The organism is Streptomyces sp. NPDC006261 (assembly GCF_040613515.1).
Classification (GTDB): Bacteria; Actinomycetota; Actinomycetes; order Streptomycetales; family Streptomycetaceae; genus Streptomyces.
The window spans coordinates 19224-44038 of sequence record NZ_JBEXSI010000043.1; the positions used below are offsets into that span (position 1 = coordinate 19224).

Genomic DNA, 24815 nt, shown 5'->3' on the forward strand with positions numbered 1-24815 from the left:
CGACAGCGGAACGACGACTGACACGTGCCACCACCCCCACCGCGGGCCCCTCCCCCGCGCCCCGCCTCCGACACCCGAGGACGAAGACCGCTGTGACCCCCCTCGATCTCGCCGGTTACCTGATAGCCGGCCTGATGACAGCCGTTGCCCTGTGGCGTATGCCCGCTGCCCTGTGGGGAGATGAGGAGGACCGCAGACGGAGGGCCCTGTGGGGCTGCTACGCCGGATTCGCGATCGCCCTGTGGACGAAGACCGAGGCGGTGCGCACCGGACTGAACAGCAGTGCCGTCACCGACCTCGCCGTACTCATCAAGCACTACACCGCGACGGTGGCGATTCTGGCCATCCTCAGCTACATCGTCGCCATCTACGGCAGCTACCCCGAGGCGGGCTCCGTCCCCCGCCACGTACGGTTCGCCCGGCTGGTCCAGCACGTCGCGGCGAAGGCCTCGGTGGCGACGCTGATCCTGCTGACCGTCCTCTTCTTCACCGTGGTCGACCGCTCGGTCCCCTCGGACCGCTTCGTCTCCGACCATGCCGGCGAGTGGGGCGCCACCCTCTACATGAGCGTCTTCTACCTCTACCTCGGAGCCGCCTCCGCCGTCTGCGCCTTCCAGTGGGCCCTGGCCACCGCCGACGCGCAGCGGCGCCATCTGCGCATCGGGCTCGGGATGATGACGTTCGCGATGTTCATCGGTGTCGGCTACACCGTCAGCCGGACCCTGTTCCTCTGGGTCAGCGTGGTGGACGAGCCCAGCGAGGCGTTCGCCCTCCGCTTCGACCAGGTGACCGAGGCGGCGCAACTGGTCCTCTTCGCCTTCTTCGCCCTCGGCGCGTCCGTGCCCGCCCTCAGCTCCGGCGCACGCCGGGTGCGGCTGTGGCGGGCCCAGATCCGGCTGCACGCCCTCTGGTACGAGCTGATGGCGTCCTTCCCCGACCAGCCCTTCGACCCGCCCGCCTCCCTGGCCCGGGAGCTCACCCGGTTCAACGCCCCGGCCGACCTGCGCATCGACCGCTGGGCCGCCGACATCGCCGACGCGGTGGAGAAGCTGCGCCATTACGTCCCCGACGAGCTGGTCGCCGCCGCGGAGGATGCCGCCGCCCGGGACGCCGCCGGCACCCGCCGGGCGGCGGCGCTCGGCGACGCGTACTGGATCAGGGCCGCCCTGCTGGCCAAGGAGTCCGGCGCGCCCGCGGGCCCCGCGGCCGCGGTGGCGGCCCAGCAGGCCGCCGACCAGGACGGCGAGGTGGCCCGGCTGGAGAGGGTCGCCGCCGCGTACGGGACGGTCACGGTGGAGCGCGCCCGCGAGGTGCTCGCGGCGGCGACCGCCACCGCCACCGCCACCGCCACCGCCGCGGAGGAGCAGACCTCATGAGCAGCGGCACCACCGCCGAAGACACCGCCCGCACCTCCGTCGCCCGCACGGTCACCGACGTACTCCAGCCCCGCAACGCCCTGCTGGCCGGGATGCTCGGCGTCGGGCTCGCCGCCGCGGGCGACCGGACCGGGCTGCTCTGGGGGTTCCTGGGGGCGCTCTGCGCCGGGCTGATCCCGGCGGGGTACATCGAGTGGGAGCGCGGGCGCGGCACGTGGGGCGACCGCCACGTCGTGGACCGTACGAAGCGGGCCCCGATCTTCTTCGTCATCCTCGGCTCCATCGGGACCGGTTCGGTGGTGATGATCCTCGGGAACGCGCCGCGCGGCATCCTCGTCGCGATGCTCGCGCTCTGGGTGATGACCATCGGCCTGCTGGCCGTCAACGCGGTGTGGAAGATCTCGGTCGACGCGGCGGTGGCCTCAGCGGTGGTGGCGCTGCTCGCGGTGGTGCACTCCCCGTGGTGGCTGGCCGCGTACGCGCTGACGGTGGCCATGTGCTGGTCGCGGGTGGCCCTCGGCTACCACTCGGTCGCGCAGACCGTGGCGGGTGCGGCGCTGGGGGCGGCGACGACGGTGGCGTACGCGTTCGGCTGAGCGTTCCCCTCCCGTACACGCGGCCACGCGCCCGGCCTCCTCGTACACCCCGGCGCGCGGCAGTCCTTACGGTCCCGTGACACGGGTGCGCCGCGCACCGCCCGGCGGCCGCCCCGCCCCTAGCGTGGCCGCCATGCGCGTACTGGTCACCGGCGGAGCCGGGTTCATCGGGTCACATGTCGTCGCCGCACTCGCCGCGGCCGGGCACGAGAGCGTGGTGCTGGACGCACTGCTCCCCTCGGCCCACCCCGGCGCCAAGGCCCCCGAGGTCCCCGGGGCCCGGCTGGTCGTCGGGGATGTCCGGGACCGGGAGGCGGTGGCGGGGGCGCTCGCCGGGGTCGACGCGGTCTGTCACCAGGCGGCGATGGTGGGCCTGGGCAAGGACTTCGCGGACGCGCCGCTGTACGTGGGGTGCAACGACCTCGGTACGGCGGTGCTGCTGGCCGGGATGGCCGCCGCCGGGGTGCGGGACCTGGTGCTGGCCGGGTCGATGGTGGTCTACGGCGAGGGCCGCTACGACTGCCCGCACCACGGCACGGTCCGGCCGGGTCCCCGCCCGGAGGCCGGGTTGCGGGCGGGGAGCTTCGAACCCCACTGCCCCGACTGCGGTACGGAGCTGGCGCCGGGCCTGGTCTCCGAGGACGCGCCCCCCGACCCGCGCAACGTCTACGCCGCCACCAAGCTCGCCCAGGAACACCTCGCGTCCGCGTGGGCGCGGGCGACGGGGGGCCGGGCGGTGTCGCTGCGCTACCACAACGTGTACGGGCCGGGGATGCCGCGCGACACCCCGTACGCGGGGGTCGCCTCGTTCTTCCGCTCGGCCCTGGCACGCGGCGAAGCGCCCCAGGTCTACGAGGACGGGCGCCAGCGCCGGGACTTCGTCCACGTCCGCGATGTCGCGGCGGCCAACGCGGTGGCTCTGGAGGCGGTACGGGAGCGCGGTCCGGCCTCCTTCGCCGCGTACAACTGCGGAAGCGGCGAGCCGCACACGATCGGCGAGATGGCCTCCGCGCTGGCCGCCGCGCACGGCGGGCCGGCGCCGGTGGTGACCGGGGAGTACCGCCTCGGCGACGTACGCCATGTCACGGCGGACTCGCGGCGGCTGCGCGAGGAGCTGGGGTGGCGGCCGGGGGTCGGCTTCGCGGAGGGGATGGCCCAGTTCGCGAGGGCCGGGCTGCGCGGAGGGGGTGGCTCGCAGGGTGCGGGGGCGCCCCGGCCCGTGGGGGCTGAGGCGCCGTGAACAGCAAGTGGCGCGGGCTCACACCCCGGCGTGCGGGAATGTGGCGCGCGGGCTCACACCCTGGCGCACTGCCCCGTGCGCGGGCCGTGGACCTCGTCGGTCCGGCCCGTGGTGTCCGGCGCCGGAAGGTTGCCGGAGCACGCCACGGGACCGGTGACCTCGGCGCAGGTGACGCCGCCCGTGACGGTCAGCGGGCCGGCGGTGACGCTGTCATGCCGCAGTGGGTCCGGGGGCCGGACCGGACCGGCCGGCCGGCCCTCACGCCGCCGGGAGCGTGACCGAGAAGCAGCAGCCGCCCTGGACGTTGCGGACCTCGGCGCGCCCGGCGTGCGCCTCCACGATGCCGCGCACGATGGCCAGGCCGAGGCCCGCGCCGGCCGGGGGCGTACGGGCGTGGCTGCCGCGCCAGCCGGTGTCGAAGACGCGGGGCAGGTCCTCCTCCGGGATGCCTCCGCAGCCGTCGGTCACCGACAGCACGACCCCGCCGTCCGAGCGGTGCGCGGACAGCGCCACCGTGCCGTCCGCCGGGGTGCGGCGGATGGCGTTGATCAGGAGGTTGCCCAGCACCCGGCTCATCTCCTTGCCGTCCACCTCCAACGGCACCTCCTCGATCCGGTCGCCCACCAGCCGCACCCCGCGCTCACGCGCCAGCGGACCGGCACCGGCCAGCGCGTCGTCGACCAGGTCGTAGAGGGAGATCCGGGCCGGGGCGAGGGTGAGGGAGCCGGCGTGGATGCGGGAGAGTTCGAAGAGGTCCCCGACCATCCCGTTCATGCGCTCCACCTCGGTCCGTATCTGCCGCAGGTAGCGCCCGGAGTCGGGGGCCAGGCCGTCCTCCAGCGCCTCGGCCATCGCCCGCAGCCCCGCCAGCGGCGTACGCAGATCGTGCGAGATCCAGGCGACGAGCTCGCGCCGCGAGGTCTCCAGTGCCCGCTCGCGCTCCCGTGAGCTGTCCAGCTTGGCACTGGTGGCGGCCAGCTCACGGGTGAGCTCGGCCAGTTCGGCAGTGGGCTGTCCGGCGGGCGCCGCGAAAGTGCCGCCCTCGCCGAACGAGCGTGCGGCCAGGGTCAGATCATGACTGCGGGCCGCGACCCAGCGACCCAGGAGCACGGCGGTTGCCAGGGAGACCACGGCGGCCATGGCGACGACGGTCGTGACGACGTACAGGTCGTGGGACGACAGGAACATCGCCCAGCAGACGGTCAGCGTCCCGGCGAGCATCGCGACGACAGCCACCCCGGTGACGACGCTCAGGGAGACGACGAGTGAGCGGTGCCGCAGGAGGCGCAGGACGAGCGCGCCGAGCAGGCCGGCGGCGGCCGCGCCGAGGAAGGCGAACAGCGCGATGAGGAGGAGGTCGCTCACGGCGGTCAGCTCCCGGCGGGCGGCATGGGGGAGGCGCCCGGCGCCGCTTCCGTACGGGCGGGTTCTTCCGGGTCGTGCGTACGGACCACGCCCTCCAGGTCTTCCGGGCCCTGCGTACGGTCCGCGTCTGCCTCGCCTTCCGGGGCCTCGCTTCCGCCTGGCAGGTCCAGCCGGTACCCCACCCCCCACACCGTACGGATCAACCGGGGCCGCGCCGGGTCCTGTTCGACCTTGCCGCGCAGCCTGCGTATATGGACGGTCACCGTGGAGAGGTCACCGAAGTCCCAGCCCCACACCTCCCGCATCAGCTCCTCCCGCCCGAACGCCCGCCCCGGGTGCCGGAGAAGGAAGGCGAGCAGATCGAACTCCCTGAGCGTCAGGGCGAGTCCCACGCCGTCACGGGACGCGCTGCGGGCCGCCCGGTCCAGGCGCAGCCCGGCGCCCGACAACGGCCGGGCCCCCTCGGCGGCAGGCGCCCCGGCCCCGGCGCGGCGCAGCACGGACTCGACCCGGAGCACCAGTTCGCGCGGGCTGAACGGCTTGGTGACGTAGTCGTCGGCCCCGGTCTCCAGGCCGAGGATGCGGTCCTCCTCGTCCCCGCGCGCGGTGAGCATGATGACCGGCACCGGCCCGTGCGCGCGCATCCGGCGGCAGACCTCGAACCCGTCCATGGCGGGCAGCATCAGGTCCAGGACGACGAGGTCGGGCCGGGCCGCCGCGAACCGTTCCAGGGCGGCCGCCCCGTCCCCGGCCCGCTCGACGGCGTACCCGGCGCGGTGCAGATAGCCGACGACGACCTCGGCGACGGTCGGGTCGTCGTCCACGACGAGGACCCGGCCCCGAGCGGCGTCGGGGGCGGGGGCGTGCGGCGGGGCGGACGGGGTGTTCTCCATGCCCTCCACCTTCGCACCGCGCTCCGGCGCGCCGGGGAGTCGTGCGCCGCCATCCGGCCGACGTCCATGTTTCGTAAGAACCTGAAGACCGGAATGCCGGAGTTGTCTCCGTAGGGTGAGGCGGGTGACCGATTCCTCTGCCACCCTCCCCGATGCCATCGCCCCGCACACCGCCCTCCCCACGGCCGACATCGTCCTGCCCTGCCTGGACGAGGCGGCCGCCCTGCCCTGGGTGCTCGACCGGATTCCCGTCGGCTGGCGCGCGATCGTCGTCGACAACGGGTCGACCGACGGTTCGGCCGAGCTCGCCCGCTCCCTCGGCGCGCACGTCGTCACGGAGGAGCGGCGCGGGTTCGGTGCGGCCTGCCATGCCGGACTGCTCGCCGCCGAGGCCGACTTCGTCTGCTTCTGCGACTGCGACGGCTCGCTGGACCCCGCGTTGCTGGCCGGCTTCGTCCGGCGGATCGCGGACGGCGAGTGCGATCTGCTGCTGGGCCGCCGCCGCCCCGAGGGCCGGGGGGCCTGGCCGCCGCACGCGCGCGCGGGAAACCTGGCGCTCGCCCGCATGCTCCGCCGCCGTACGGGTCTGCGCCTGCACGACCTCGGCCCGCTGCGGGCGGCCCGCCGCAGCGACCTGCTGGCCCTGGACCTCACCGACCGGCGCAGCGGCTACCCGCTCCAGATGGTCGTCCGGGCCTCGGACGCCGGGCTGCGGGTCGCCGAGAGCGACGTCCCCTACCGGCCGCGTACGGGGAAGTCGAAGGTGACCGGCACCTGGCGCGGCACCTGGCACGCGGTACGTGACATGCGCGGCGTGCTGCGCGAGCCGCCGGCGGACCGGACGCCGGCGCCGGCCGCCCCGGCCGGAACGGGGGCCGCCCGATGAGCGCGTACGGACCCACCGGCCCCGCCGCGTACGGACCCGACGGGCCCACGGAGCTACTGGTCATCGCGAAGGAACCGGTGCCCGGCCGGGTCAAGACCCGGCTCTGTCCGCCCTTCTCGCCCGCCGAGGCAGCCGAGCTCGCCGCCGCCGCGCTCGCGGACACCCTGCGGACCGTGCTCGCCCTCCCCGCCCGGCGGCGCGTCTTGGTCCTCGACGGGCGCCCGGGCCCCTGGGTGCCGCCGGGCGTCGAGGTGGTCCCGCAGAGCACGGGCGGGCTGGACGAGCGGCTCGCGGCGGCCTTCGGGAGGTGCGCCGGGCCGGCCCTCCTGGTCGGCATGGACACCCCGCAGATCACTCCGGCCCTGCTCGCCCCCGCGCTCGCCCCGGACGCCTGGGAGCGCTGCGACGCCTGGTTCGGCCCGGCCGAGGACGGCGGCTTCTGGGCGCTGGGCCTCGCACAACCCGATCCCGCCCTGCTGCGGGGGGTGCCCATGTCCGTCCCCGAGACCGGTGCGGTGCAGCGGCGGCGGCTGGTGGAGGCCGACCTCCAGGTACGGGACCTGCCGGTCCTCCGCGACGTGGACACCGCGGCCGACGCCCACCGGGTGGCGGCCGACGCACCCGGCGGACGCTTCGCCGCGGTGCTCGGCCGGCTGACCGGGGCGGGGGCGGGGGTGCGATGAGCACGATGCTGCCGCCGTCGTCGTCCGGGACGTCGTCGTCCGGGACCGCCGCGCAGAAGACCAGGGAGACCGCCGACGCCCTTGAGGCCGACCGGCCCACCACGGCCACCCGCCCCACCGCGCCCACCGGACCCAGCGCGGTCACCCGGCCCACCACGGCCACCCGGTCCACCACGTCACCCGCAACCCCCACGAGCACCGCCGCGGCCCCCACAGCTCCCACAGCCCCCGCACCCACCGAACCCCGCGGCGCCGAAGCCCGTACGGCCCCCTGGGGCACCGACCCGTACGCCAACGCCCTGCGCAAGGGCCGCGGCCCGCTCTTCCTCCGCCGCAGCGACGGCTGGCTGCTGCCCCTGGAGGTCGAGCGCTGGTGCTCCGACGCGGGCGCCGCCGACCTCTCCGCCCTGCACCGGTGCGAGGGCCCGGTGCTGGACATCGGCTGCGGTCCCGGGCGGCTGGTCGCGGAGCTGATCGCGCTGGGCCACCGGGCCCTCGGTATCGACGTCAGCGAGGCGGCCGTCGCCCGCACCCGGCGCATCGGCGGCTCCGCCCTGCTCCGCAGCGTCTTCGATCCGCTGCCGGGGGAGGGCCGTTGGGGCACCGTGCTCCTCGTCGACGGCAACATCGGCATCGGTGGCGACCCGGCCGCCCTGCTGGACCGGGCGACCGACCTCCTCTCCACCGGCGGGCTGCTCATCGCGGAGACCTCACCGCTCGACATCGACGAACGCGTCCAGGTCCGCCTGGACGACGGCCTGCGCGCACCGGCGGAGAAGGCGGCGCCCGGCCCGGCGGACCGGCCGTTCCCCTGGGCGCGGATCGGCACGCCGGCGCTGCTGCGGTACGCCGGCGCGTGCGGCTGGCGTCCGGCCGATCAGTGGAGCGCGGAGGGCAGGGCCTTCGTCTCGCTGCGCCGCCCCCGCCCCCGGTTCGTACGGGAGCGGAGCGAGCGGACCAGCAGCCAGAGCGCGGAGAGTGCGAACAGCGCGCCGGTGATGAGCAGCCAGTTGGACAGGTAGAGGTCCGGGGAGGTGCCGGAGGCGGCCACGTACCGCCGCTCGGTCCGCCGCGTGATCAGCGGGAACCAGATCAGCAGGAGCAGCCCGGAGAGGAACACCGGTACGCGGACGAAGTTGACCAGGCCCCGCCGCGGCCCCAGCGCCGCGCGCAGGGCCCGGTCGGCCCCCGCGTACACCGGGAGCAGCACCAGATCGTGCAGCAGCGCCGATCCGGCGAACCAGAGCAGGACGCCGAGGGTGTCGCCGTCCAGGAGGCGTACGCCCGCGTATCCGGCCAGGCAGAAGGTGGCCGCGAGCAGGAGCAGGTGCAGCGGACCCTCGCCGTACCACCGGCGTACGAAGAGGCGTACGGAGAGGCGCGGGCGGCGGGGCGCGGTCGGCGTGGACATCACAGCTCTCCGAACGTCAGGGTCTCGACCCACTTGGTGTTCAGCACCCCGGGCGCGGCGGGCACGATGATCCTGGCCGGGTAGCCGTGGTCGGGCGACAGCGGGGCGCCGTTGACCTCCAGCGCCAGCAGCGAACGCCCGTCGCGGACCTGGTTGTCGCGGAGCGCGGCCCTGCGGAACGAGCCGCTGCGCTGCAACGACTCCACGAACACCGCCGGGGGCCGGTCGGGGTACCCGGCGAGCGCCGCCAGGTCCGACAGCCGCACCCCGCGCCAGAGCTGGTCCGAGGTGGACCAGCCCTCCACGCAGGCGATCGGGAGCGCCGCGCTGTGCTGCTCCATCGCCAGCAGCTCGGCCCGGGAGAAGCGGAGTTCGCCGGCCGGCCCCCGTACCGTCAGCCGCCAGCGCTCGCCCGTGTCGGCGGGGATGATCCGGACGGCGGCGGCCGTCTTGTTGACCTGGAAGGCGTTCGGGCCCGGCCCCTGTTCCGTACCGCCGCGCGGAGTGAGCAGCGCGACGCGGCGCAGCGGACCGTCGAAGCTGCGCCCGGCCGAGGTGACCAGCAGGAGCAGGGACCCGGCCCCCACAAGGGCGAAGGCACCGCGCCGCGAGAGGGTGGCGGGCAGCGGATCCGGGGCGGCGAGGGTGTCCGGTCCGCCGCGCGGAATGCCACCGCTCCGCAACACCCGTAGGGCCTGCGGCAACTTCAGTGCCACATGGGCGACGAACCCGGCGAGGAAGACCCACGCCCCGTAGAAGTGCAGGGTGTAGAAGGATCCCGGGAAGAGGTAGTCCAGCTGGATGTTGAGCAGCCCGGTGAGGAACTCGAACAGCGCCCCGCCCACGAGGAGCAGCAGCGAGAGCCGCTCCAGCGCGTGCCCCACCGACCGGGCGGGTGGCAGCGCGAACAGCCGAGGGACCACCGACCAGAGCTTCGCCAGCAGCACGGGTACGAGCACGATGCCGACCGTGACGTGCAGCCCCTGGGTCAGCCGGTAGAGCCAGTGCGGGCCGGTCGGCCAGGCGAACAGGTAGAAGCCGAGCCACCCCTTGCCCGGGGTCTTGTCGTTGACCGGGTCCAGGTCCGGGTTGTACGCGGCGTACGAGAGCAGGCCGGTGACGAACAGCAGGGTGAGCCCGGCCAGCAGGACGACGCCGAGCACGGCGGTGAAGCGCGCCCCGCGCACCGGGCTGCGCCAGAAGCCGGGATCGGCCGGCGTACGGAGGTCGGTGAGGCGGGCGGGGAGACGGTCGGTGAGGCGGGTGGGGAGCCGGCGGCGTTCGGGCATGGCCCCGACGCTAGGCCGATGACGCCGTGTGAAGGCGGCTACGACTCCTGACGAAACTCTGACGTCGTGTCCGCTGGACCCGGATGGCGGCCTGCACCGAACCCGCGTTCCCGTCCTGCGGCCGGCCCGTATGCGCGCCGCACGCTCGCCAGATCTGACGGTTCGGTGACGCGGCCCCGCCGTACCGCCGGAACGCGCCCCGACGTGCATAGCGTGCCAGCGTGAAGACCGAACACACCCCCCGTACGACGGCCGCCGAGGGTACGAGGCCGGGCCCCCCGGACGCCCCGGACCCGCGGTTGACCGACCCCGGGAGCGCCGACCGCCGCCCCGCCCACCGACGCGACCTGATCGCCGCCGCCGCCGGAGTCCTGCTCGTCACCGCCGCGATCCTCGTCGGCCACGCCGTCCAGAACCGCACCGGCACCCTCCAGGTCCGGTGGCCGCCCCTCCTGGCCTCCTGGGACCCCCACCTCGGCCCCGGCACCCCCGCCGCGTTGACCATGGCCGTGCTCGTGATCGTGTACGGCCCCCCGCTCGCCGCCCGGCTGCCGTGGCGTGGGCTCCTCGCGGCGGCCTGGGCCGGGTCGACGGCCTGGGTCTTCTCGATGGCACTGATCGACGGCTGGTACCGGGGTATCGAGCGGCGCCTCACCACCAAGCACGAGTACCTGCGGGTCATCGACCGCTTCGAGGACATCCCCGCCACCCTTCGCGACTTCACGAACCACATCGTGATCGGCGAGCCCGGCAACTGGCCCGCCCACGTCGCCGGTCACCCGCCGGGCGCGACCCTGACCTTCGTCTGGCTGGACCGGATCGGGCTCGGCGGCGGCGCGTGGGCCGCCGTCTGGTGCGTCGTCGTGGGGAGTTCGGCGGTGCTGGCCGCCCTGATCACCGTGCGTGTCCTGGCCGACGAGCACCTGGCCCGGCGCGCGGCGCCCTTCCTCGTCCTCGCCCCGGCGGCCGTCTGGGCGGGCGTCTCCGCCGACGGGTACTTCACCGCCGTCGCCGCCTGGTCGGTGGCGCTGCTCGCGCTGGCGGCGACGCGCCGGGTCCGCTACCCGGCCGCGGCGGCGGTGGGCGGGGGCCTGCTGTTCGGGTGGACCTGCTACCTGAGTTACGGGCTGGGGCTGATGGCGGCCGTCCTGCTCGCGGTCCTGGTGCTCGCCCGGACGGCCCGCCCGGTGGTCCCGTTCCTGCTGGGCGCGCTGGTGGTCCCGGTCGCCTTCACGCTGGCCGGCTTCAACTGGTGGACCGCGTACCACCTGCTGGTGGAGCGCTACTACCAGGGCGCGGGGGGCGTGCGCCCGTACGCGTACTGGATCTGGGCCAACCTCGCCTGCGCCGTCCTCGCGGCGGGCCTGGCGGCGGTCGCCGGAGTGCGCCGGAGCGCGTCGTACGCCCCTGGGGCCGTACGGGCGCTCCGCACCGGCACCGCGGGCCCCGCCCAGCGGCTGGCGCTGCTCGTCCTGGCGGCGCTGGTCGCGCTGCTGGCCGCCGACCTCTCCGGGATGAGCAAGGCGGAGACCGAGCGCATCTGGCAGCCGTTCCTGCTGTGGCTGCTCCCCGCAGCCGCCCTGCTGCCCGCCCGGACCGCACGGTACTGGCTGGTCGCGTCGGTGGTCCCGGCGTTGCTGATCAACCACCTGCTCTGGACCGGATGGTGAACGGCCGGTCGCGGAGGCGGGTCCGTTTGCGGGGGCGGGGCGGACCCGGTTACGTGGAACGGGCGAGTCCGGAACACCGCGCACCGAACCACGTGGAGGTACCTCCGATGGCCAAGAAGAACCGCTCCGCGCCCGCCAAGGGCCTGCGCGGCAGCAAGGCGGGGCTCGCACTGAGCCTGGGCAGCAGCGCGCTCGCCGTCGTCAGGGCGTCCAAGCAGGTGCGCCGGGCCAGGGGCTCGCACGACAAGCTGAACACCGCCGACGCGGTGGCGGGGATGCTGCCGCTGATCACCTCGGCCGCCCTGATCCTGCGGCAGCTGCGCGGCCGGCGCCGGGAGAACCCGGAACCGGCGTGAGGCTCGACGATCACCCCGACAGGCATCACCTCATCGGCGTAACGGCCGATCGCTGAACCGCGACGGTGCCGGGAGGGGCGGGTCCTCCTACGAAGGTCCGCCGGGCCTCCGCAGCACCGGCGGCCTTTCCCGGATGCGGGAGGCCAGCACCGCGATGTCGTCCTCCGCGTCCGCACCGAACCGGTCCACCACCCGGTCCAGCAGGTCCTCCAGCGTCCCGGTGCGCGGCAGGGTCAGCGAGGCCAGCCGCCCCACCGACACATCGATGTCCTCGCCCCGGCGCTCCACCAGGCCGTCGGTGTACATGAACAGCACCGTCCCCGGACCGCACGGCACGGCGGTGGTCCGGTAGCCGCCGAAACCGGTGCCCAGCGGCGGTCCGGAGTCCACCGGCACGATGCGCGCCCCGGCCGCCCCCGGGTCGATGAACACCGGGGGCAGATGGCCCGCGCTGGCCACCTCGCACACCCCGCCGAACCGGTCCACGACGGCGAGCAGGCAGGTCGCCGCCCGGTCCAGCCCCGACCGCTCGACCATCTCGTCCAGCTGCTCCAGGATCTGGTGCGGCGGCAGGTCGTCGCCGGCCAGCAGCCGCAGCAGCGAGCGGTAGTGGCTCATCGCCACGGCCGCCTCCACACCGTGGCCCATCACGTCGCCCATCGCCTTGAGGTGGCGGCCGTCCCTGAGCGGTACGACGTCGAACCAGTCGCCGCCCACCAGGACGCCCCGCTCGGCCGGCAGGTACCGGGTGGCGATCTCCACGTGCGGGTGGGGACCGCGGGGCTCGGAGAGCAGGGAGCCCTGGAGCTCCAGGGCGATGCTGTGCTCGCGGTCGTAGCGGCGGGCGTGGTCGAGGTCGATGGCGGCCCGGCCGGCGAGTTCCCGGGCGACGACCACGTCCTGGTCGGTGAAGGAGGGCGAGCCCTCGGCCCGGACGAGGCTGAGCGTGCCGAGCGGACGGCCCCGGGCGGTGAGCGGCACGACGAGTGCCTCGCGCAGGCCGAAGGCCTGGGAGGCGGTGACCCACTCCGAGGTGGAGGCGGATCGGCCGCTGCGGTGGTCCTCCCAGTCGTCGAGGACCGGCTCGTTCTCGGCCAGGCAGCGGGTCACCGCGGAGTCCGCCGCGAAGTCGACGTACTCCCCCGGGTGTCCGAACCGCTGCACCTGCTCGTCGAGCGGTCCCTGGCCGCGCAGCCCGGCCCGCCGCAGCCTCAGGGCACCGGGCTCGGGTCGGCGTACGGGGTGGCCCACCTCGGGCGGGAAGATGTCGACGGTCGCCACGTCGGCGAAGGCGGGCACGACGAAGTCGGCGAGCTCCCGGCAGGTGGTGTCCATGTCGAGCGTGGTGCCGATCCGGACGGCGGCCGTGGAGAGCAGGGCCACATGGCCGCGGGCCTCCGCGAGCTCCGCCCGCTGGCGGGCGATGTCGCTGATCTCTACGACGATCACCATCAGCCCGCACACGGACCCGCCCGTCTCCAGCCGGTGGTAGGTGGCGCGCCAGAACCGGGGGTCGTCGGAGGACGCGGCCCAGGTCCGCCCGCTGATGGTCTGCTCGCGGGGTTCGCCGTCGCGCAGGACGCCACGCAGGACGGCGGCCTGGCCGCGGAGTTCGGGCAGCACTTCGGAGAAGGTGTGGCCCAGGTGGGACCCGGCGGGGAGGCCGTTGAGCCGTTCGAGCGCCGGGTTGACGTAGGTGTAGCGGAGGTTCGTGTCGAGTACGGCCACTCCGGCGGGGTTCCCGTCGAGCAGCGCGGCCACGGTCGGGGGGTCGAAGGACGACGGCATCCCGTCGCCGCACGCTTCGGCCTGCAAGGGGTCCTCCTCCGCCGTGGATCGGCCTCCGGACCTCCATCGTGGGCGGCGGCCTCCGGCGCCGCATCCCCAGCGCCACCCCCGGAGCAACGCCGGCCGCGTCAGGAGCTCGGCAGGAGTCCGGATCCCCGTTCGGCGCGCAGCCGGTCGAGATCGAGGGTGCCCTCGGTGGGTTCGGCGGTCGGCGGCAGACCGAGGGCGGCGGTGACGGGCCCCGGCAGACTTCCGGTACCCAGCAACCCGGTGACCAGGCCGGTGGTGAGCCGGTGCCAGGCCGGGGCGCGGCGGATCATCGCGTGGTCGCCGCCCCGGACGGTGACCATGCAGGTACGGGCACCGGCCCGGCGGGCCCGGGTGGTCAGGGACTGGGTGGCCTGGGGGCTGGTGATCCGGTCCCGGCTGCTGTGCACCAGGACGATGTCGCGCCCGGCGAGCTGGGTCACCGGGTCGCCCGGCGGGCACCAGGGGGCGAGGCCGACGACTCCGCGTACGAGGGGGTGCCCGGCGGCGAGCAGGGCGGCCCGGGCTCCCATGGAGTGGCCGAGGAGAACCACCGGCACGTCCCCGGCCTCCTCGCGGAGGGCATCCAGCGCGGCCAGGGCGTCGCGGAGGGCGTCCGCGCGGGTGCCGTTCCACCCCCGGTGGGTGTAGCGCACCTGCCGTACGAGGATCTCCGTACCGTCCTGGGGCGCGCGGGTGGCCCGGCGCAGGGCGCGGACGAAGGGGCGCATGCGGACGCCGGGGAGGTTCAGGAGGCCGGGGGGCGGCGGCTCCGTCCCGTTCTCGTGGCCCCCGTGCAGGACGAGAACCGCAGCGGACGGCGGTCGTCGGTCCACGCGTACCTCCAGATCCGGGTGCGGGGACGGGTCCCCCGCTCCCTCCGTATTCGGTGCGGGCCCCGTTCCGGATGGGCCGAACGTGTCAACGGGCGGAAAGTGCCGTTCACTGTACGGGCACGGCCGCGTCCATGTACGTACCACGAACCCATATGAAGGAGCCCTCATGGCGGCAGGACCTCCCCTCGGCAGCCCGGCACCCGACTTCACGCTCCCCGGCGGTGTCCTGTCCGTGCCCGGGGACACCTTCGAACGCGGCGACTACGCACTCTCCGCCGCCCGCGGCCGGGCCCTGGTGCTGGCCTTCTACCCCGGCGACAACACCAGCGTCTGCACGAAGCAGCTCTGCTCGTACTCCTCGGGCATGGAGACCTTCGAGGGGCTCGGAGCGGAGGTCTGGGGGATCAGCCCACAGGGTGTGGACAGCCACGAGTCGTTCGCCCGCACCCACGGCCTCCGCATGCCGCTGCTGGCGGACGAGGGCCGGGAGACCGCCCGGGCGTACGGGGTCGCCGCCCCCGGCATCGGCGTACGGCGGGCGGTCTTCCTCATCGGCCCGGACGGCGTCCTACGCTGGAAGCACGTCGCACTGCTGGGTGCCACCTTCCAGTCACTTTCCACCCTTGCCGATCAGTTGTCCGGCATCAAAAGCCCGTAAAGATTGCCGGGTTCCGGCAGTGTCCCGAACCGCCCACCTATGGGATCATCCAGCCAGTTCGACGGAAATATCTCGGGGGAAGCCGAAAAACAGGGAGTGATCACGTGACCTTCTTTCTCGGTCTCGGCATTGCGGGAATCGTCCTGCTGGCCCTTTCCCTCATCTTCGGCGGCGTCCTCGAAGGGATGCTCGACGGCGTGCTCGACGGGCTCTTCGACGGCCTGCTCTCGCTCCCGGTGATCGCCGGCTTCGTCTCGATGCTCGGTTTCGGCGGAGCGATCGTGCTCGGCACCACGAGTGCGGGACCGTTCGTGGCCACCCTCGTCGGCGTCGCGGCCGGTGTCGTCGCGGGCTGGCTGACCTGGAAGTTCAGCAAGGCCCTGATGGCGGACCAGACCTCCTCCACGCCACGCGGCGGCGACCTCGTCGGCACGTCCGGAACGGTCGTGACGGCCATACCGGCCGACGGCTACGGCGAGGTGATGCTGCGACTGGCGGGGCAGCCCGTCAAGTACGCGGCCAAGTCCCCCGCGCCGGTCGTCCGGGGCACCGAGATCTGGGTGGAGGCGGAGCTGTCGACCACGTCGGTCGCCGTCCGCCCGGTAGAGCGCTGACCACGCGAACCGGTGCGGCTCCCACCACCTCTCCCGTGAACACCACCTCATCCATTCACTTACTCACCCGCCCGCCCACCGACACCCCACCAGCACCTGGCACCACAACAATCTGCCGTCCCCCACCCGGGAGGCAGGGGGGACACCTTTCATGAGTCCAGTAGCTCTCGCCGTCATCGGCATCGTCGTACTCCTCGTCCTGCTCGGCCTGGTCGTCATCACGCGGTACAAGGTCGCCGGGCCCAGCGAGGCCTTCATCATCACCGGCCGCCGCGGCAAGAAGTCGACCGATCCGGTCACCGGCCTCACCAGCGTCGACAACAGCGGCCAGAAGGTCGTCGTCGGTGGCGGCGTCTTCGTCGTGCCGTTCGTCCAGCAGAAGTTCACGCTGGACCTCTCCAGCCGGCACATCCCGATCGCCGTCCGCGGCGCGGTCACCCTGCGCGGCGTGAAGTCGAACCTCGAAGGCGTCGCGATCGTCAAGGTCGGGGGTGGCGAGGAAGCCATCCGCGCCGCCGCCCAGCGCTTCCTCCAGCAGCAGGACGGCATCGTCGGCTTCACCCAGGAAGTGCTCTCCGGAGCGCTCCGCGCGATCGTCGGCCGCATGTCGGTCGAGGACATCATCCGCGACCGGGCCGCGTTCGCCGGGCAGGTCGCCGAGGAGGCCGAGACCAGCCTCTCCGGCCAGGGCCTGATCCTGGACGCCTTCCAGATCCAGGACATCACCACCGAGGGCTCCTACCTGGAGGACCTCGGCCGTCCGGAGGCCGCCCGCGCCAAGCAGGAGGCGGACATCGCCGAGGCGATCGCCAAGCGCGCCTCGGAGCAGGCCCGGCTGAAGGCGGCCGAAGAGATCGCCATCGCCGAGCGGACCTATTACCTGAAGCAGGCCGAGATCAAGGCCGAGACCGAAGCCGCGGCCGCCAAGGCCAACGCCGCCGGTCCGCTCGCCGAGGCGGCGCGCCAGCAGGAAGTCCTCCAGGAGCAGGAGAAGGTCGCCGAGCGCCAGGCCGCGCTGACCGACCGCGAGCTGGACACCAAGGTCCGTAAGCCCGCCGACGCCGCCCGCTACCAGGCCGAGCAGGAGGCGGAGGCCCGCCGCATCGCCCAGGTCAAGGAGGCCGAGGCGGACGCGGAGCGCTCGCGCCTGACCGGTCAGGGTGAGAAGCTCCACCGTTCGGCACTGGCCGACGCGGTGCGCATCGAGGGTGAGGCGGAAGCCGCGTCGATCGCCGCGAAGGGTGCGGCCGAGGCTGAGGCCATGCAGAAGAAGGCCGACGCGTTCGCGCAGTACGGCGACGCCGCCGTCCTCCAGATGCTGGTCGGGGTCCTCCCGGAGGTCGTCGCGAAGGCTTCCGAGCCGCTGAGCGCGATCGACAAGCTGACGGTCATCTCGACGGACGGCGCCAGCCAGCTGGCCCGTACGGTCACCGACAACGTCGCCCAGGGCATGGAGCTGCTCACCTCCACGACGGGCGTGGACATGGCCTCGCTGCTCCAGAACCTCAAGGACCGCACGGGCGGCCCGTCTTCGCAGTCCGACACGTCCTCCTCCACACCGGAGAAGAGCACCCAGGACAAGGACAAGAGCAAGGACCAGATCGAGATCACGGACTGACGCACACGCGCATCAGCTCCCTGCCTGTGCCCGGCGACGAGATGTACGTCGCCGGGCACAGGCGCGTCCTCCCTGTCACCCCACGAGACAGAAATCGGCCAACTGAGCCCCGGTGCCTACTGGTCGGTCACGCCCCCGGCTGCGGCAGCAGCGGCGAGGCGTGCTGTCACACCGCCGGGGGCCACCCCATGTGCAGGCAACACGCACACACAGAGCGTGATGGGACGATCGCCGTACAGCAGGTGAGCGGGCGTCGCGCCCCGGACCGACCCGAGACGGCCTCAAGTCCCCGTCCAGGGGCGCCTGGTCACCCCAGACAGGGGTCGCCTGTCGAATGGCCAATGTGACGAAATCTCGACGCCGCCCCCTACCCCGGCTGAGACGCTGGCCTCCATGACCCCGCCACTGACCGCGCGCCAACGCCTGTCCGAGCTCCACCGCTACGCGGCCGTAAGCGGCGAGGACTTCACCCACCAGAACCTGGCGTCGATCAGCACGAACCAACTGCGCTTCGTCCGCTGCACGTTCGCAGGGGCTGACCTGCGTCACGCGACTCTGGAGGGCTGCTGGTTCAAGTTCTGCGACTTCACCGGCGCCGATCTACGCGGAGCCTCACTACGCGGCGCAGTCCTGGCCGGCTGCAACCTCCGTGACGCCGACCTACGCGACACCGACCTGACGGGCGCTCGACTGAGCAGCGTCAACACAGGCATCCCCCGCCTGGGCCCCACGGACATCACGGGTGCCCGCTTCGAGGGAACGTCACTGCGCAACGTCCAGGCGGACGCGGTCATCGGCTGGCCGCCGGGGCCGGTGCGGAGCGAGCAGCCCTGACGCACGGCCGATCTCCTTGCGCTGTCGCACCCGGAACAGAACCCCGACTCCTCCTGGACGCCGACGCCGCTCTGCACCCGTTCACCCCCCAACTGCCCACCGGGCCGGAGCACGTACCGAGCCGGAGAAGACCAGCTGCTGTGTGAGCCGGTGGCAGCCGCCTGCGGCGACTCGCGTGAGATCATCCGTCCATGAGCAGCGACCTGGAAGTAAGCGCTCTGGCGATCAATGTCGTGGTACCGCAGGCGCTCCGCTGGACGGACACCCGACGCGGTGAAGAGTTCACGCTGACCACACTGAACGTCCGGCTTCTCCCGGACGGTCACCTAGCCGTGAAGGCCTATGGCAGACCGGTCGGTGGTGGTCGGGGCGCATACGTCTCGTTCCCCGTCCCCGACAGACCCGAGCTGGCGGCCCTGGTCTCTCATGCTGCCAGCCGTGCCGGGGCGTTGTGGGCCGCCCATCGCGGTCTCGGCTGAGTCCAGTCGGACTCGACAGCGGACGGCGACAATCCCAGATCCCGCTTGCCCTGATCGGCAAAGCGCCCACCGGCTCCGCTTCTTCACAGTTTCCGCGCCTTCCGTGCCGCGTGCTGTGGCACCGTAGGCCAACTGACCATTCGGACGCTTCAGCGTCCGCGTAGGGGGATCCTCATGCGCTTTCGTACGGTCGCGGCCTCTGCCGCCCTCGTCTTATTCGCCATGACGGGTGCGGCGGCCTGCTCGTCCTCCTCGGATGCCGCAGGGACTCCCCAGCGCCCCGCCGGTCCCGCTGCCCCGGTGAAGTCCGCGCCGGTGGAAGGCATGGCGGGTCGCGTCGAGACGGGGAAACGGGCGGGCGTGCCCACCTTGGACGGGCACAGTGCGGTGGGCCCCTCGGAGTGCGCGGTCCCCGCCGAGGAGATTCCGGCGGAGTGTGCCCTTGACCTCTCGTTCGACGAGAGCAGTGTCGGGGAGCCGGCCGCCGCTGCGCCCGACGCGCAGTAGGTCCCATGCAGCAGGTCCCATGCAGCAGCACTCCCAGCAGGAGCAGGAGGGGCAGGCACCGGTGTGTGCCTGCCCCTCCTGTCGTGTGTTCAGAACCTCGGCAACTTCCCCCGCGCACGGAGATCCCTTAGCCTCACATCCTGTTCACATGCAACAACGGGTGACTTCTAAACGGGAGTCAGGTGCGGGGGTAGTGAAAAATGCGTGAAAACTGGCGCATAAAGGTGAGCGTTCTCGCTGGTGCGTCAGCACTTGCGTTCTCGGCTCTCACGGCGGTGCCCGCGGTGGCCGACGAAGCGGTGGAGGATCTGCAGGAAGTACAGATGCCGACGGGCCTGAAGACCGTCGAAGGGATCGCTCCGGCAGCCGGGACCGACGCCCCCTCCCTGGAGCCTACGACGGACGGCCCCTTCGCCGCGGCAGCGGCGGCCAAGGCCGCTCCGGCCAACACCTGCCTCGGCTCGACCGCCGCCTATGGCGCCACGGGCTGTTTCCAGCACAACGGCGACATCGTCTGGGCGGGCGACACGCAGAAGGACGGCATGTCCGCGGCCGTCGGCGTCTACACCGACTACGGGCGCGCCGCCGAGGTCTGCATCAACAAACTAGGCGTGAACACCTGGGCGACCTGCGACAAGGACTACCGCGAGACCGGGGACGTACGCCTGCGGGTCCTGCGCTACGACGGCGACACCGGGAAGTTCTACCAGCCCGAGTCGTGGTCCGGCTGGATTCCGGTCGACGGGAAGTACTGACCCTCGCCGCCGCCTCGCCTGCCGGGACCGTTGCCTTTGTTCGTAACCGTTCCGGCCACGCGGGAAGCCGGGCCGTGGGTGGTGACGAGGCGGGCTTCCGGGAGCACCGGGACCGGTGGATCGCTTCTGGCCGACCGATAAGGTAATGGCCGGATAAAGAGATCACCATGTGCGCCGAGACACCGACGCACGTCTCGGGAGGCAGTCATGGGGACCCGTCGCACGTCATTGCCCGGAGTGGGTGCTCAGTACGACTTCACCACCGAGACGGGGCAGCACATCTCCGTCGTCGTCCACCACGACGGTCGGCGGTTCATCGGGTTCTACGAACAGGACGATCCCGATTCGTGCCGGCTGTCGGTGCCTCTGACGACCGCCGAGGCCACCGCGCTGGCCCACCTCATCGATCCCGCGCCCATCGACGCCGTACGGACCGACAGCATCGACCTCGTCACCGAGCACATTCCTCTCGGCTCCCGATCGCCTTACGGCGGAAGGCTGTTGGGCGATACCCGGGCGCGTACGCGGACCGGGGCGTCCATCGTGGCCGTGCTCCGTACGCACAGCGCGCACCCCTCGCCGGAACCGAACTTTCGACTCGCCATCGGGGACACGCTCGTCGCCGTCGGTACGCGTGAGGGCGTCGACGCGCTCTCCGAGATCATTGCGGAGGGCTGACCGTGCATGACACGACTGCGCTGCTGGTGGAGCTGGGTGCCGTCATCCTCGGGCTCGGGCTCATCGGCCGGGTCGCCGGGCGCATTGGGCTCTCGCCCATTCCGCTCTACCTGCTCGCGGGGCTCGCTTTCGGCCACGGAGGGCTCATCCCGCTGAAGGCCAGCGAAGAGTTCACCATGGTCGGCGCCGAGATCGGCGTGATCCTGCTTCTTCTGCTGCTGGGTCTCGAGTACAGCGCCTCAGAGCTGGTGACCAGCCTCAAGACGCAGTACCCGTCCGGGGCCGTCGACTTCGTGCTCAACGCGACGCCCGGTGCCGTCGCCGCCCTGATCCTCGGCTGGGGGCCTGCCGGCGCCGTCGCGCTCGCCGGAGTCACCTGGATCTCGTCGTCCGGCGTGATCGCGAAGGTCATGACCGACCTCGGGCGGCTCGGGAACCGCGAGACCCCCGTCATCCTCGGCGTCCTCGTCATGGAGGACCTGGCGATGGCGGTCTACCTGCCGCTGCTCACCGCGCTGCTCGCCGGTGTCAGCCTCGCGGGCGGCAGCCTCGCCCTGGTCATCGCGCTGGGTGCCGTCGGTCTCGTCCTCTACCTGGCGCTACGCCACGGGCGCCTCATCAGCCGCGCGGTCTCCTCCGACAACCCGGAGATGCTGCTCCTGGTCGTCCTCGGCCTCACCGTGCTCGTCGCCGGGGTCGCCCAGCAGCTCCAGGTGTCCGCGGCCGTCGGCGCGTTCCTCGTCGGCATCGCCCTCTCCGGTGAGGTCGCCGAGGGTGCCCGCAAGCTCCTCACGCCGCTGCGCGACCTGTTCGCCGCCGTGTTCTTCGTCTTCTTCGGGCTCTCCACCAACCCGGCCGACATCCCGCCGGTGCTGCTGCCCGCCGCCGTGCTGGCCGTCGTCACGATGTGCACCAAGGTCCTGACCGGCTGGTACGCGGCCCGTCGCGCCGGAATCGGTTCGCGCGGGCGTTGGCGCGCGGGCGGCACACTCGTGGCACGCGGTGAGTTCTCCATCGTCATCGCCGGTCTCGCCGTGGCCACGGAGCCGCGCATCGGGCCGCTGGCCACCGCGTACGTCCTGATCCTCGTCATCATCGGACCGCTCACCGCCCGGTGGACCCAGCCCCTCGCCGAGAAGATCCAGGCCATGCGCGACGGCGGCAAGGTGGACCAGGGCGGTGCCGCGGTGCGCGAGGTGGCGAAGTCCGCTCCCGAGCGCCGGCTCGGCGACCACGACGACCTCACCCCGGAACCCGCGGGCGAGCCGCGCGGCGACTGACCGGCCCCCGCTCTCCTCCGGCCGGTTCGGGCCGCCGTCACCACGGCTGTCCGGGCCGGCCGTTGTGCTGTCCATGCCGTCCGGAACTCGCCCCTGCGGGCTGGCCGGACGCGGTGAACCCGGGGCGGGGGGGGCCGCCCTCCCTGCTAGCTTCTACACGTCTGTAGAGTTTTCTTTTGTTCCGGCATTGCACCGCAACGTATGGAGATGTCATGGCCCTGTGGGATCGGATCAAGGAATCCGCTTCGTCTATGCAGACGCAGCTGGAAGCGAAGAAGAACGACCTCAAGTCGGGGGCGTTCCGGGACGCGAGCATGGCCATGTGTGCTCTGGTCGCCGCCGCCGACGGCACCATCGACGCGTCCGAGCGTCAGCGCGTCGCCGCGCTCATCGCGAGCAACGACGTCCTGAAGAACTTCCCCGCGGACGACCTGCAGCGGCGGTTCAACGACTACCTCAACAAGCTCACCGCCGACTTCGACTTCGGCAAGGTCAGCGTGCTCCAGGAGATCGCCAAGGCGAAGAAGAAGCCCGCCGAGGCGCGTGCCGTCATCCAGATCGGCATCATCATCGGCGGCGCCGACGGTGACTTCGACAAGACCGAGCAGGCCGTCGTGCGTGAGGCCTGCTTCGCTCTGGATCTGCCGCCGCACGAGTTCGACCTTTAAGAGGGCGTGCCGGGGGCCGGCCCGGGTGCGTCACAGCTCCTTGGCCGGCCAGTCCAGCAGCCGGGCGCCGATCACCGCCGTCTGCAGGCTGTAGCGGTGCACCGGGTCCGCCGGGTCGGACCCGGTGAGCTGGTGGATGCGTTCCAGCCGGTACGTCAACGCCCGTACGCTCAACGCCAGGCGGCGAGCCGTCTCCGCCGCCACGCAGCCCGCGTCGAAGTAGACCGCCAGCGTCTTCAGCAGCGGCTCAGCACCGCCCCGAGCCTTCTGTAGCGGGCCCAGCTCGCTGCGCACCAGATCCGCCATCGCCTGCCGGTCCCGGGTCAGCACGGGGTAGACCAGGAGGTCCGAGGCGTACAGCACCGGGTCCTCCATCCCCATCCGGTCCGCCAGGTCGAGCGCTTCGAGTGCCTCGTCGTACGAGTGGACCACCCCGCCCGGGCCCTTGTGCGGGCGGCCGATCGCGACCTGGCCGCCGTCCGTCGCCGCGTGCGACTGCTTGGCGAAGTAGCGCAGGACGTCGGGCTGGCTGCCGGGCGCGATGCAGACGATCCGTCCGTCCTTCGTCGTGAGCAGGATCTTGCGGCCGCTGAACCGGGTCAGCAGCGCCGCCTCCACACTGCGCGGCACCGCGTCCGTTTCCGTGTACGCCTCCGGACCCGACGCCACCGCGACCGCGTGCGCCCGGGAGAGCCGCAGGCCGAAGCGGGTGGCCCGCTCCGCGAGACGCACCAAGTCGCTGCGCCCGTAGAGGAGATCGTCGATGAATTCGCGGCGTGCCGCCTCCTCCCGCCGCACGGTGAGACGCTGCGCCCGCTCGAACCCCTCGGCGAACGCGTCGATCGCCTGCTCCACCGCAGCCAGCACGGCATCCGTGACGGCGGGGTCGTTTCCGGCAGCCGCGCGCGGCCAGACTTCCCGCATGTGGGCCAGATGCATCGTCACCAGCGCGCGCAGCTGATGCCCCGCGTCGGCCGCCTCCCGTCCCAACGCCCGGCGTGACTCCAGCTCCGCCCGCGTCAGACGACGTCCCGTCGCGGCGACTTCGCCCAGAATATGGGCATATTCTCGCAGCATCTCCACGGGAACTTCTGGCTCGGCCACACCTGCTCCTTCAGCCCTGCAACTGTCCTGCCGATGCATCAACGTGCATCGGGCGGTGCCGGTGCCCGGCATCAGGCAAGCGTAGAGATTGCCGGGATCCGGCAATGCGGTGGGTGGGGCTCGAATGACAGGATCAGGTCAGCAACACCACGGGGGAAACACACGGGGGACACGGGGGACACGGGGGAAGACAGGCGCCTCACCGGACGATCCACGGGGGATCCACGGGGGATCCACGGGGGATCCACGGGGGATCCACGGGTAAATCGGGGATTCGACGGCGAGCGCCTGAGGGGAACGACCCGGTCGCTGCTGCACAGCTCGCAGTGCAGCAGCGCCGGGCCCCGACACCACCGGACCATGCGTGGCGGACTCGTCGTCCGAGTCGGCTGAGCCGGCTGAGCCGGCTGAGCCCGCTGTCACCACTCCCCCGTACCGACAGAAGATCGCGCCACGCCACCGGGCCGGCGCACAGAACCGCAGAGGGGGGTGGAACCGATGAACGAGTTCGTGGACGCGGCACTCGCCTTCCCCACCATCATCTTCGGCGCCGCACTCGTGGTCGTCGTCTGCTTCTGGCTGCTCGTGCTCGCCGGCGCCGCCGACCAGCACTCCTTCGACTCGGACCTCGACTCCGGCACGGTCGGCCTCGGCGGAGTGCCCGTCACCGTCTCCGTATCGCTGCTCGTCGTCGTCGCCTGGTTCGGCAGCCTCAGCGGTACCGTGCTGCTGCACCAGGTCCCGGTCGGCGGCGCCACCCGCGCGGTGCTCGCCGTCGCCGTACTCGCCGGATCGCTGTTCCTCGCCTGGGGGACCGTCCGCCTCCTCACACACCTCTTCCGCCGGTACTTCCCGGCGGAACCTCCGCCCTCGCGCGAGGACTTCGTCGGACGCGTGTGCACCATCCGCACCGGCTCGGTCAGCGCCGGCTTCGGTCAGGCCGAGGTCGCCGCGGCCGACGGTTCGACAGCCATCGTCCAGGTCCGCCAGGCCCCCCGGGCCGCACCGCTCGCCGAGCTGCACGCCGAGGAGCCCCTCGCCTTCGGCAGCACGGGACTCCTCTACGCGTACGACGAAGAGGGCGAGTTCTTCTGGGTGTCGCCGTACGACGCGGCCCTCGACCCGGGCCCCGCGGCGAAACCGGGCGGGCAGGGGCTGCCGGAGGCCACGAACGGCTGAGCCCTGCGGGATCCGCGCCTCGGCC

General features: G+C 72.7%; 25 protein-coding genes. 19 read left to right on the top strand and 6 right to left on the bottom strand.

Annotated elements, in window-relative coordinates:
• The first annotated feature begins 92 nt into the window (after nt 1-92).
• The 3 genes from ABZ154_RS25270 (at nt 93) to ABZ154_RS25280 (ending at nt 3212) form a co-directional block, all read left to right on the top strand.
• The gene (locus ABZ154_RS25270; protein ID WP_356836204.1) at nt 93-1376 is read left to right on the top strand and encodes an MAB_1171c family putative transporter; all 1284 of its coding nucleotides are present in this window, start codon (nt 93-95) and stop codon (nt 1374-1376) included.
• Nucleotides 1373-1972 (top strand): hypothetical protein, encoded by a 600-nt coding sequence (locus ABZ154_RS25275; RefSeq protein ID WP_356836206.1) that lies wholly within the window; start codon nt 1373-1375, stop codon nt 1970-1972. The genes ABZ154_RS25270 and ABZ154_RS25275 overlap by 4 nt, the downstream gene beginning before the upstream one ends.
• Before the next feature lie 133 nt (nt 1973-2105).
• A complete protein-coding gene (locus ABZ154_RS25280; protein ID WP_356836208.1) occupies nt 2106-3212 on the top strand; it encodes an NAD-dependent epimerase/dehydratase family protein in 1107 nt (368 codons plus the stop codon).
• A 258-nt stretch (nt 3213-3470) separates the two neighbouring features.
• On the opposite strand, the gene ABZ154_RS25285 is transcribed toward ABZ154_RS25280, so the two are convergent.
• Both ABZ154_RS25285 and ABZ154_RS25290 read right to left on the bottom strand, forming a co-directional pair.
• Nucleotides 3471-4577, bottom strand: a complete 1107-nt coding sequence (locus tag ABZ154_RS25285; protein WP_356836210.1) for a HAMP domain-containing sensor histidine kinase — start codon at nt 4575-4577, stop codon at nt 3471-3473.
• A gap of 5 nt (nt 4578-4582) precedes the next feature.
• A complete protein-coding gene (locus ABZ154_RS25290) occupies nt 4583-5470 on the bottom strand; it encodes a response regulator transcription factor (RefSeq protein ID WP_356836212.1) in 888 nt (295 codons plus the stop codon).
• 124 nt (nt 5471-5594) lie between these two features.
• Between ABZ154_RS25290 and ABZ154_RS25295 the strand changes: the two genes are divergently transcribed.
• Genes ABZ154_RS25295 through ABZ154_RS25305 form a run of 3 tightly spaced genes read left to right on the top strand, consistent with a single transcriptional unit; the run spans nt 5595 to nt 8061 of the window.
• Nucleotides 5595-6356, top strand: a complete 762-nt coding sequence (locus tag ABZ154_RS25295; protein ID WP_356836214.1) for a glycosyltransferase family 2 protein — start codon at nt 5595-5597, stop codon at nt 6354-6356.
• A complete protein-coding gene (locus ABZ154_RS25300) occupies nt 6353-7039 on the top strand; it encodes a DUF2064 domain-containing protein (protein WP_356836216.1) in 687 nt (228 codons plus the stop codon). The genes ABZ154_RS25295 and ABZ154_RS25300 overlap by 4 nt, the downstream gene beginning before the upstream one ends.
• Before the next feature lie 5 nt (nt 7040-7044).
• Nucleotides 7045-8061, top strand: coding sequence for a class I SAM-dependent methyltransferase (locus ABZ154_RS25305; protein ID WP_356836272.1), 1017 nt, complete (start codon nt 7045-7047; stop codon nt 8059-8061).
• A 388-nt stretch (nt 8062-8449) separates the two neighbouring features.
• Here ABZ154_RS25305 and ABZ154_RS25310 read toward each other — a convergent pair whose 3' ends face one another.
• The gene (locus ABZ154_RS25310; protein ID WP_356836218.1) at nt 8450-9739 is read right to left on the bottom strand and encodes a molybdopterin-dependent oxidoreductase; all 1290 of its coding nucleotides are present in this window, start codon (nt 9737-9739) and stop codon (nt 8450-8452) included.
• A 299-nt stretch (nt 9740-10038) separates the two neighbouring features.
• On the opposite strand from ABZ154_RS25310, the gene ABZ154_RS25315 reads away from it, so the two are divergent.
• Both ABZ154_RS25315 and ABZ154_RS25320 read left to right on the top strand, forming a co-directional pair.
• Nucleotides 10039-11409, top strand: coding sequence for a hypothetical protein (locus ABZ154_RS25315; RefSeq protein WP_356836274.1), 1371 nt, complete (start codon nt 10039-10041; stop codon nt 11407-11409).
• Between the two features lie 107 nt (nt 11410-11516).
• Nucleotides 11517-11765: a hypothetical protein gene (locus ABZ154_RS25320; RefSeq protein ID WP_356836220.1), complete on the top strand. Its 249-nt coding sequence runs from the start codon at nt 11517-11519 to the stop codon at nt 11763-11765.
• A gap of 87 nt (nt 11766-11852) precedes the next feature.
• On the opposite strand, the gene ABZ154_RS25325 is transcribed toward ABZ154_RS25320, so the two are convergent.
• The gene (locus ABZ154_RS25325) at nt 11853-13553 is read right to left on the bottom strand and encodes a SpoIIE family protein phosphatase (RefSeq protein WP_356836276.1); all 1701 of its coding nucleotides are present in this window, start codon (nt 13551-13553) and stop codon (nt 11853-11855) included.
• Nucleotides 13554-13681: 128 nt separating this feature from the next.
• The gene (locus ABZ154_RS25330; protein WP_356836222.1) at nt 13682-14416 is read right to left on the bottom strand and encodes an alpha/beta hydrolase; all 735 of its coding nucleotides are present in this window, start codon (nt 14414-14416) and stop codon (nt 13682-13684) included.
• 166 nt (nt 14417-14582) lie between these two features.
• Between ABZ154_RS25330 and ABZ154_RS25335 the strand changes: the two genes are divergently transcribed.
• From ABZ154_RS25335 to ABZ154_RS25380, 10 genes are all read left to right on the top strand, one after another.
• On the top strand, nt 14583-15074 hold the full coding sequence (locus ABZ154_RS25335) for a peroxiredoxin (RefSeq protein ID WP_356836224.1): 492 nt from the start codon (nt 14583-14585) through the stop codon (nt 15072-15074).
• A gap of 104 nt (nt 15075-15178) precedes the next feature.
• Complete coding sequence (locus ABZ154_RS25340; RefSeq protein WP_356836226.1) at nt 15179-15688, top strand: hypothetical protein; 510 nt, start codon at nt 15179-15181, stop codon at nt 15686-15688.
• A gap of 151 nt (nt 15689-15839) precedes the next feature.
• A complete protein-coding gene (locus ABZ154_RS25345) occupies nt 15840-17306 on the top strand; it encodes an SPFH domain-containing protein (RefSeq protein ID WP_356836228.1) in 1467 nt (488 codons plus the stop codon).
• A gap of 393 nt (nt 17307-17699) precedes the next feature.
• Nucleotides 17700-18140: a pentapeptide repeat-containing protein gene (locus tag ABZ154_RS25350; protein ID WP_356836230.1), complete on the top strand. Its 441-nt coding sequence runs from the start codon at nt 17700-17702 to the stop codon at nt 18138-18140.
• 191 nt (nt 18141-18331) lie between these two features.
• On the top strand, nt 18332-18619 hold the full coding sequence (locus ABZ154_RS25355) for a hypothetical protein (RefSeq protein WP_356836232.1): 288 nt from the start codon (nt 18332-18334) through the stop codon (nt 18617-18619).
• Nucleotides 18620-18793: 174 nt separating this feature from the next.
• Entirely contained in the window at nt 18794-19126 is a 333-nt protein-coding gene (locus ABZ154_RS25360; protein ID WP_356836234.1) for a hypothetical protein, read from the top strand.
• 200 nt (nt 19127-19326) lie between these two features.
• Nucleotides 19327-19881 carry a hypothetical protein gene (locus tag ABZ154_RS25365; RefSeq protein WP_356836236.1) on the top strand — a complete coding sequence of 185 codons (555 nt, stop codon included), beginning with the start codon at nt 19327-19329 and terminating at the stop codon, nt 19879-19881.
• Between the two features lie 207 nt (nt 19882-20088).
• On the top strand, nt 20089-20559 hold the full coding sequence (locus ABZ154_RS25370) for a TrkA C-terminal domain-containing protein (protein ID WP_356836238.1): 471 nt from the start codon (nt 20089-20091) through the stop codon (nt 20557-20559).
• A gap of 2 nt (nt 20560-20561) precedes the next feature.
• Nucleotides 20562-21839 (top strand): cation:proton antiporter, encoded by a 1278-nt coding sequence (locus tag ABZ154_RS25375; RefSeq protein ID WP_356836240.1) that lies wholly within the window; start codon nt 20562-20564, stop codon nt 21837-21839.
• A gap of 212 nt (nt 21840-22051) precedes the next feature.
• A complete protein-coding gene (locus ABZ154_RS25380) occupies nt 22052-22507 on the top strand; it encodes a TerB family tellurite resistance protein (RefSeq protein ID WP_356836241.1) in 456 nt (151 codons plus the stop codon).
• 30 nt (nt 22508-22537) lie between these two features.
• Here the strand turns inward: ABZ154_RS25380 and ABZ154_RS25385 are convergent, their stop codons facing one another.
• On the bottom strand, nt 22538-23611 hold the full coding sequence (locus ABZ154_RS25385) for a helix-turn-helix domain-containing protein (RefSeq protein ID WP_356836243.1): 1074 nt from the start codon (nt 23609-23611) through the stop codon (nt 22538-22540).
• Nucleotides 23612-24109: 498 nt separating this feature from the next.
• Here ABZ154_RS25385 and ABZ154_RS25390 point away from each other — a divergent pair, with 498 nt between their 5' ends.
• Nucleotides 24110-24790, top strand: coding sequence for a hypothetical protein (locus tag ABZ154_RS25390; protein ID WP_356836245.1), 681 nt, complete (start codon nt 24110-24112; stop codon nt 24788-24790).
• The last annotated feature ends 25 nt before the right edge of the window (nt 24791-24815 follow it).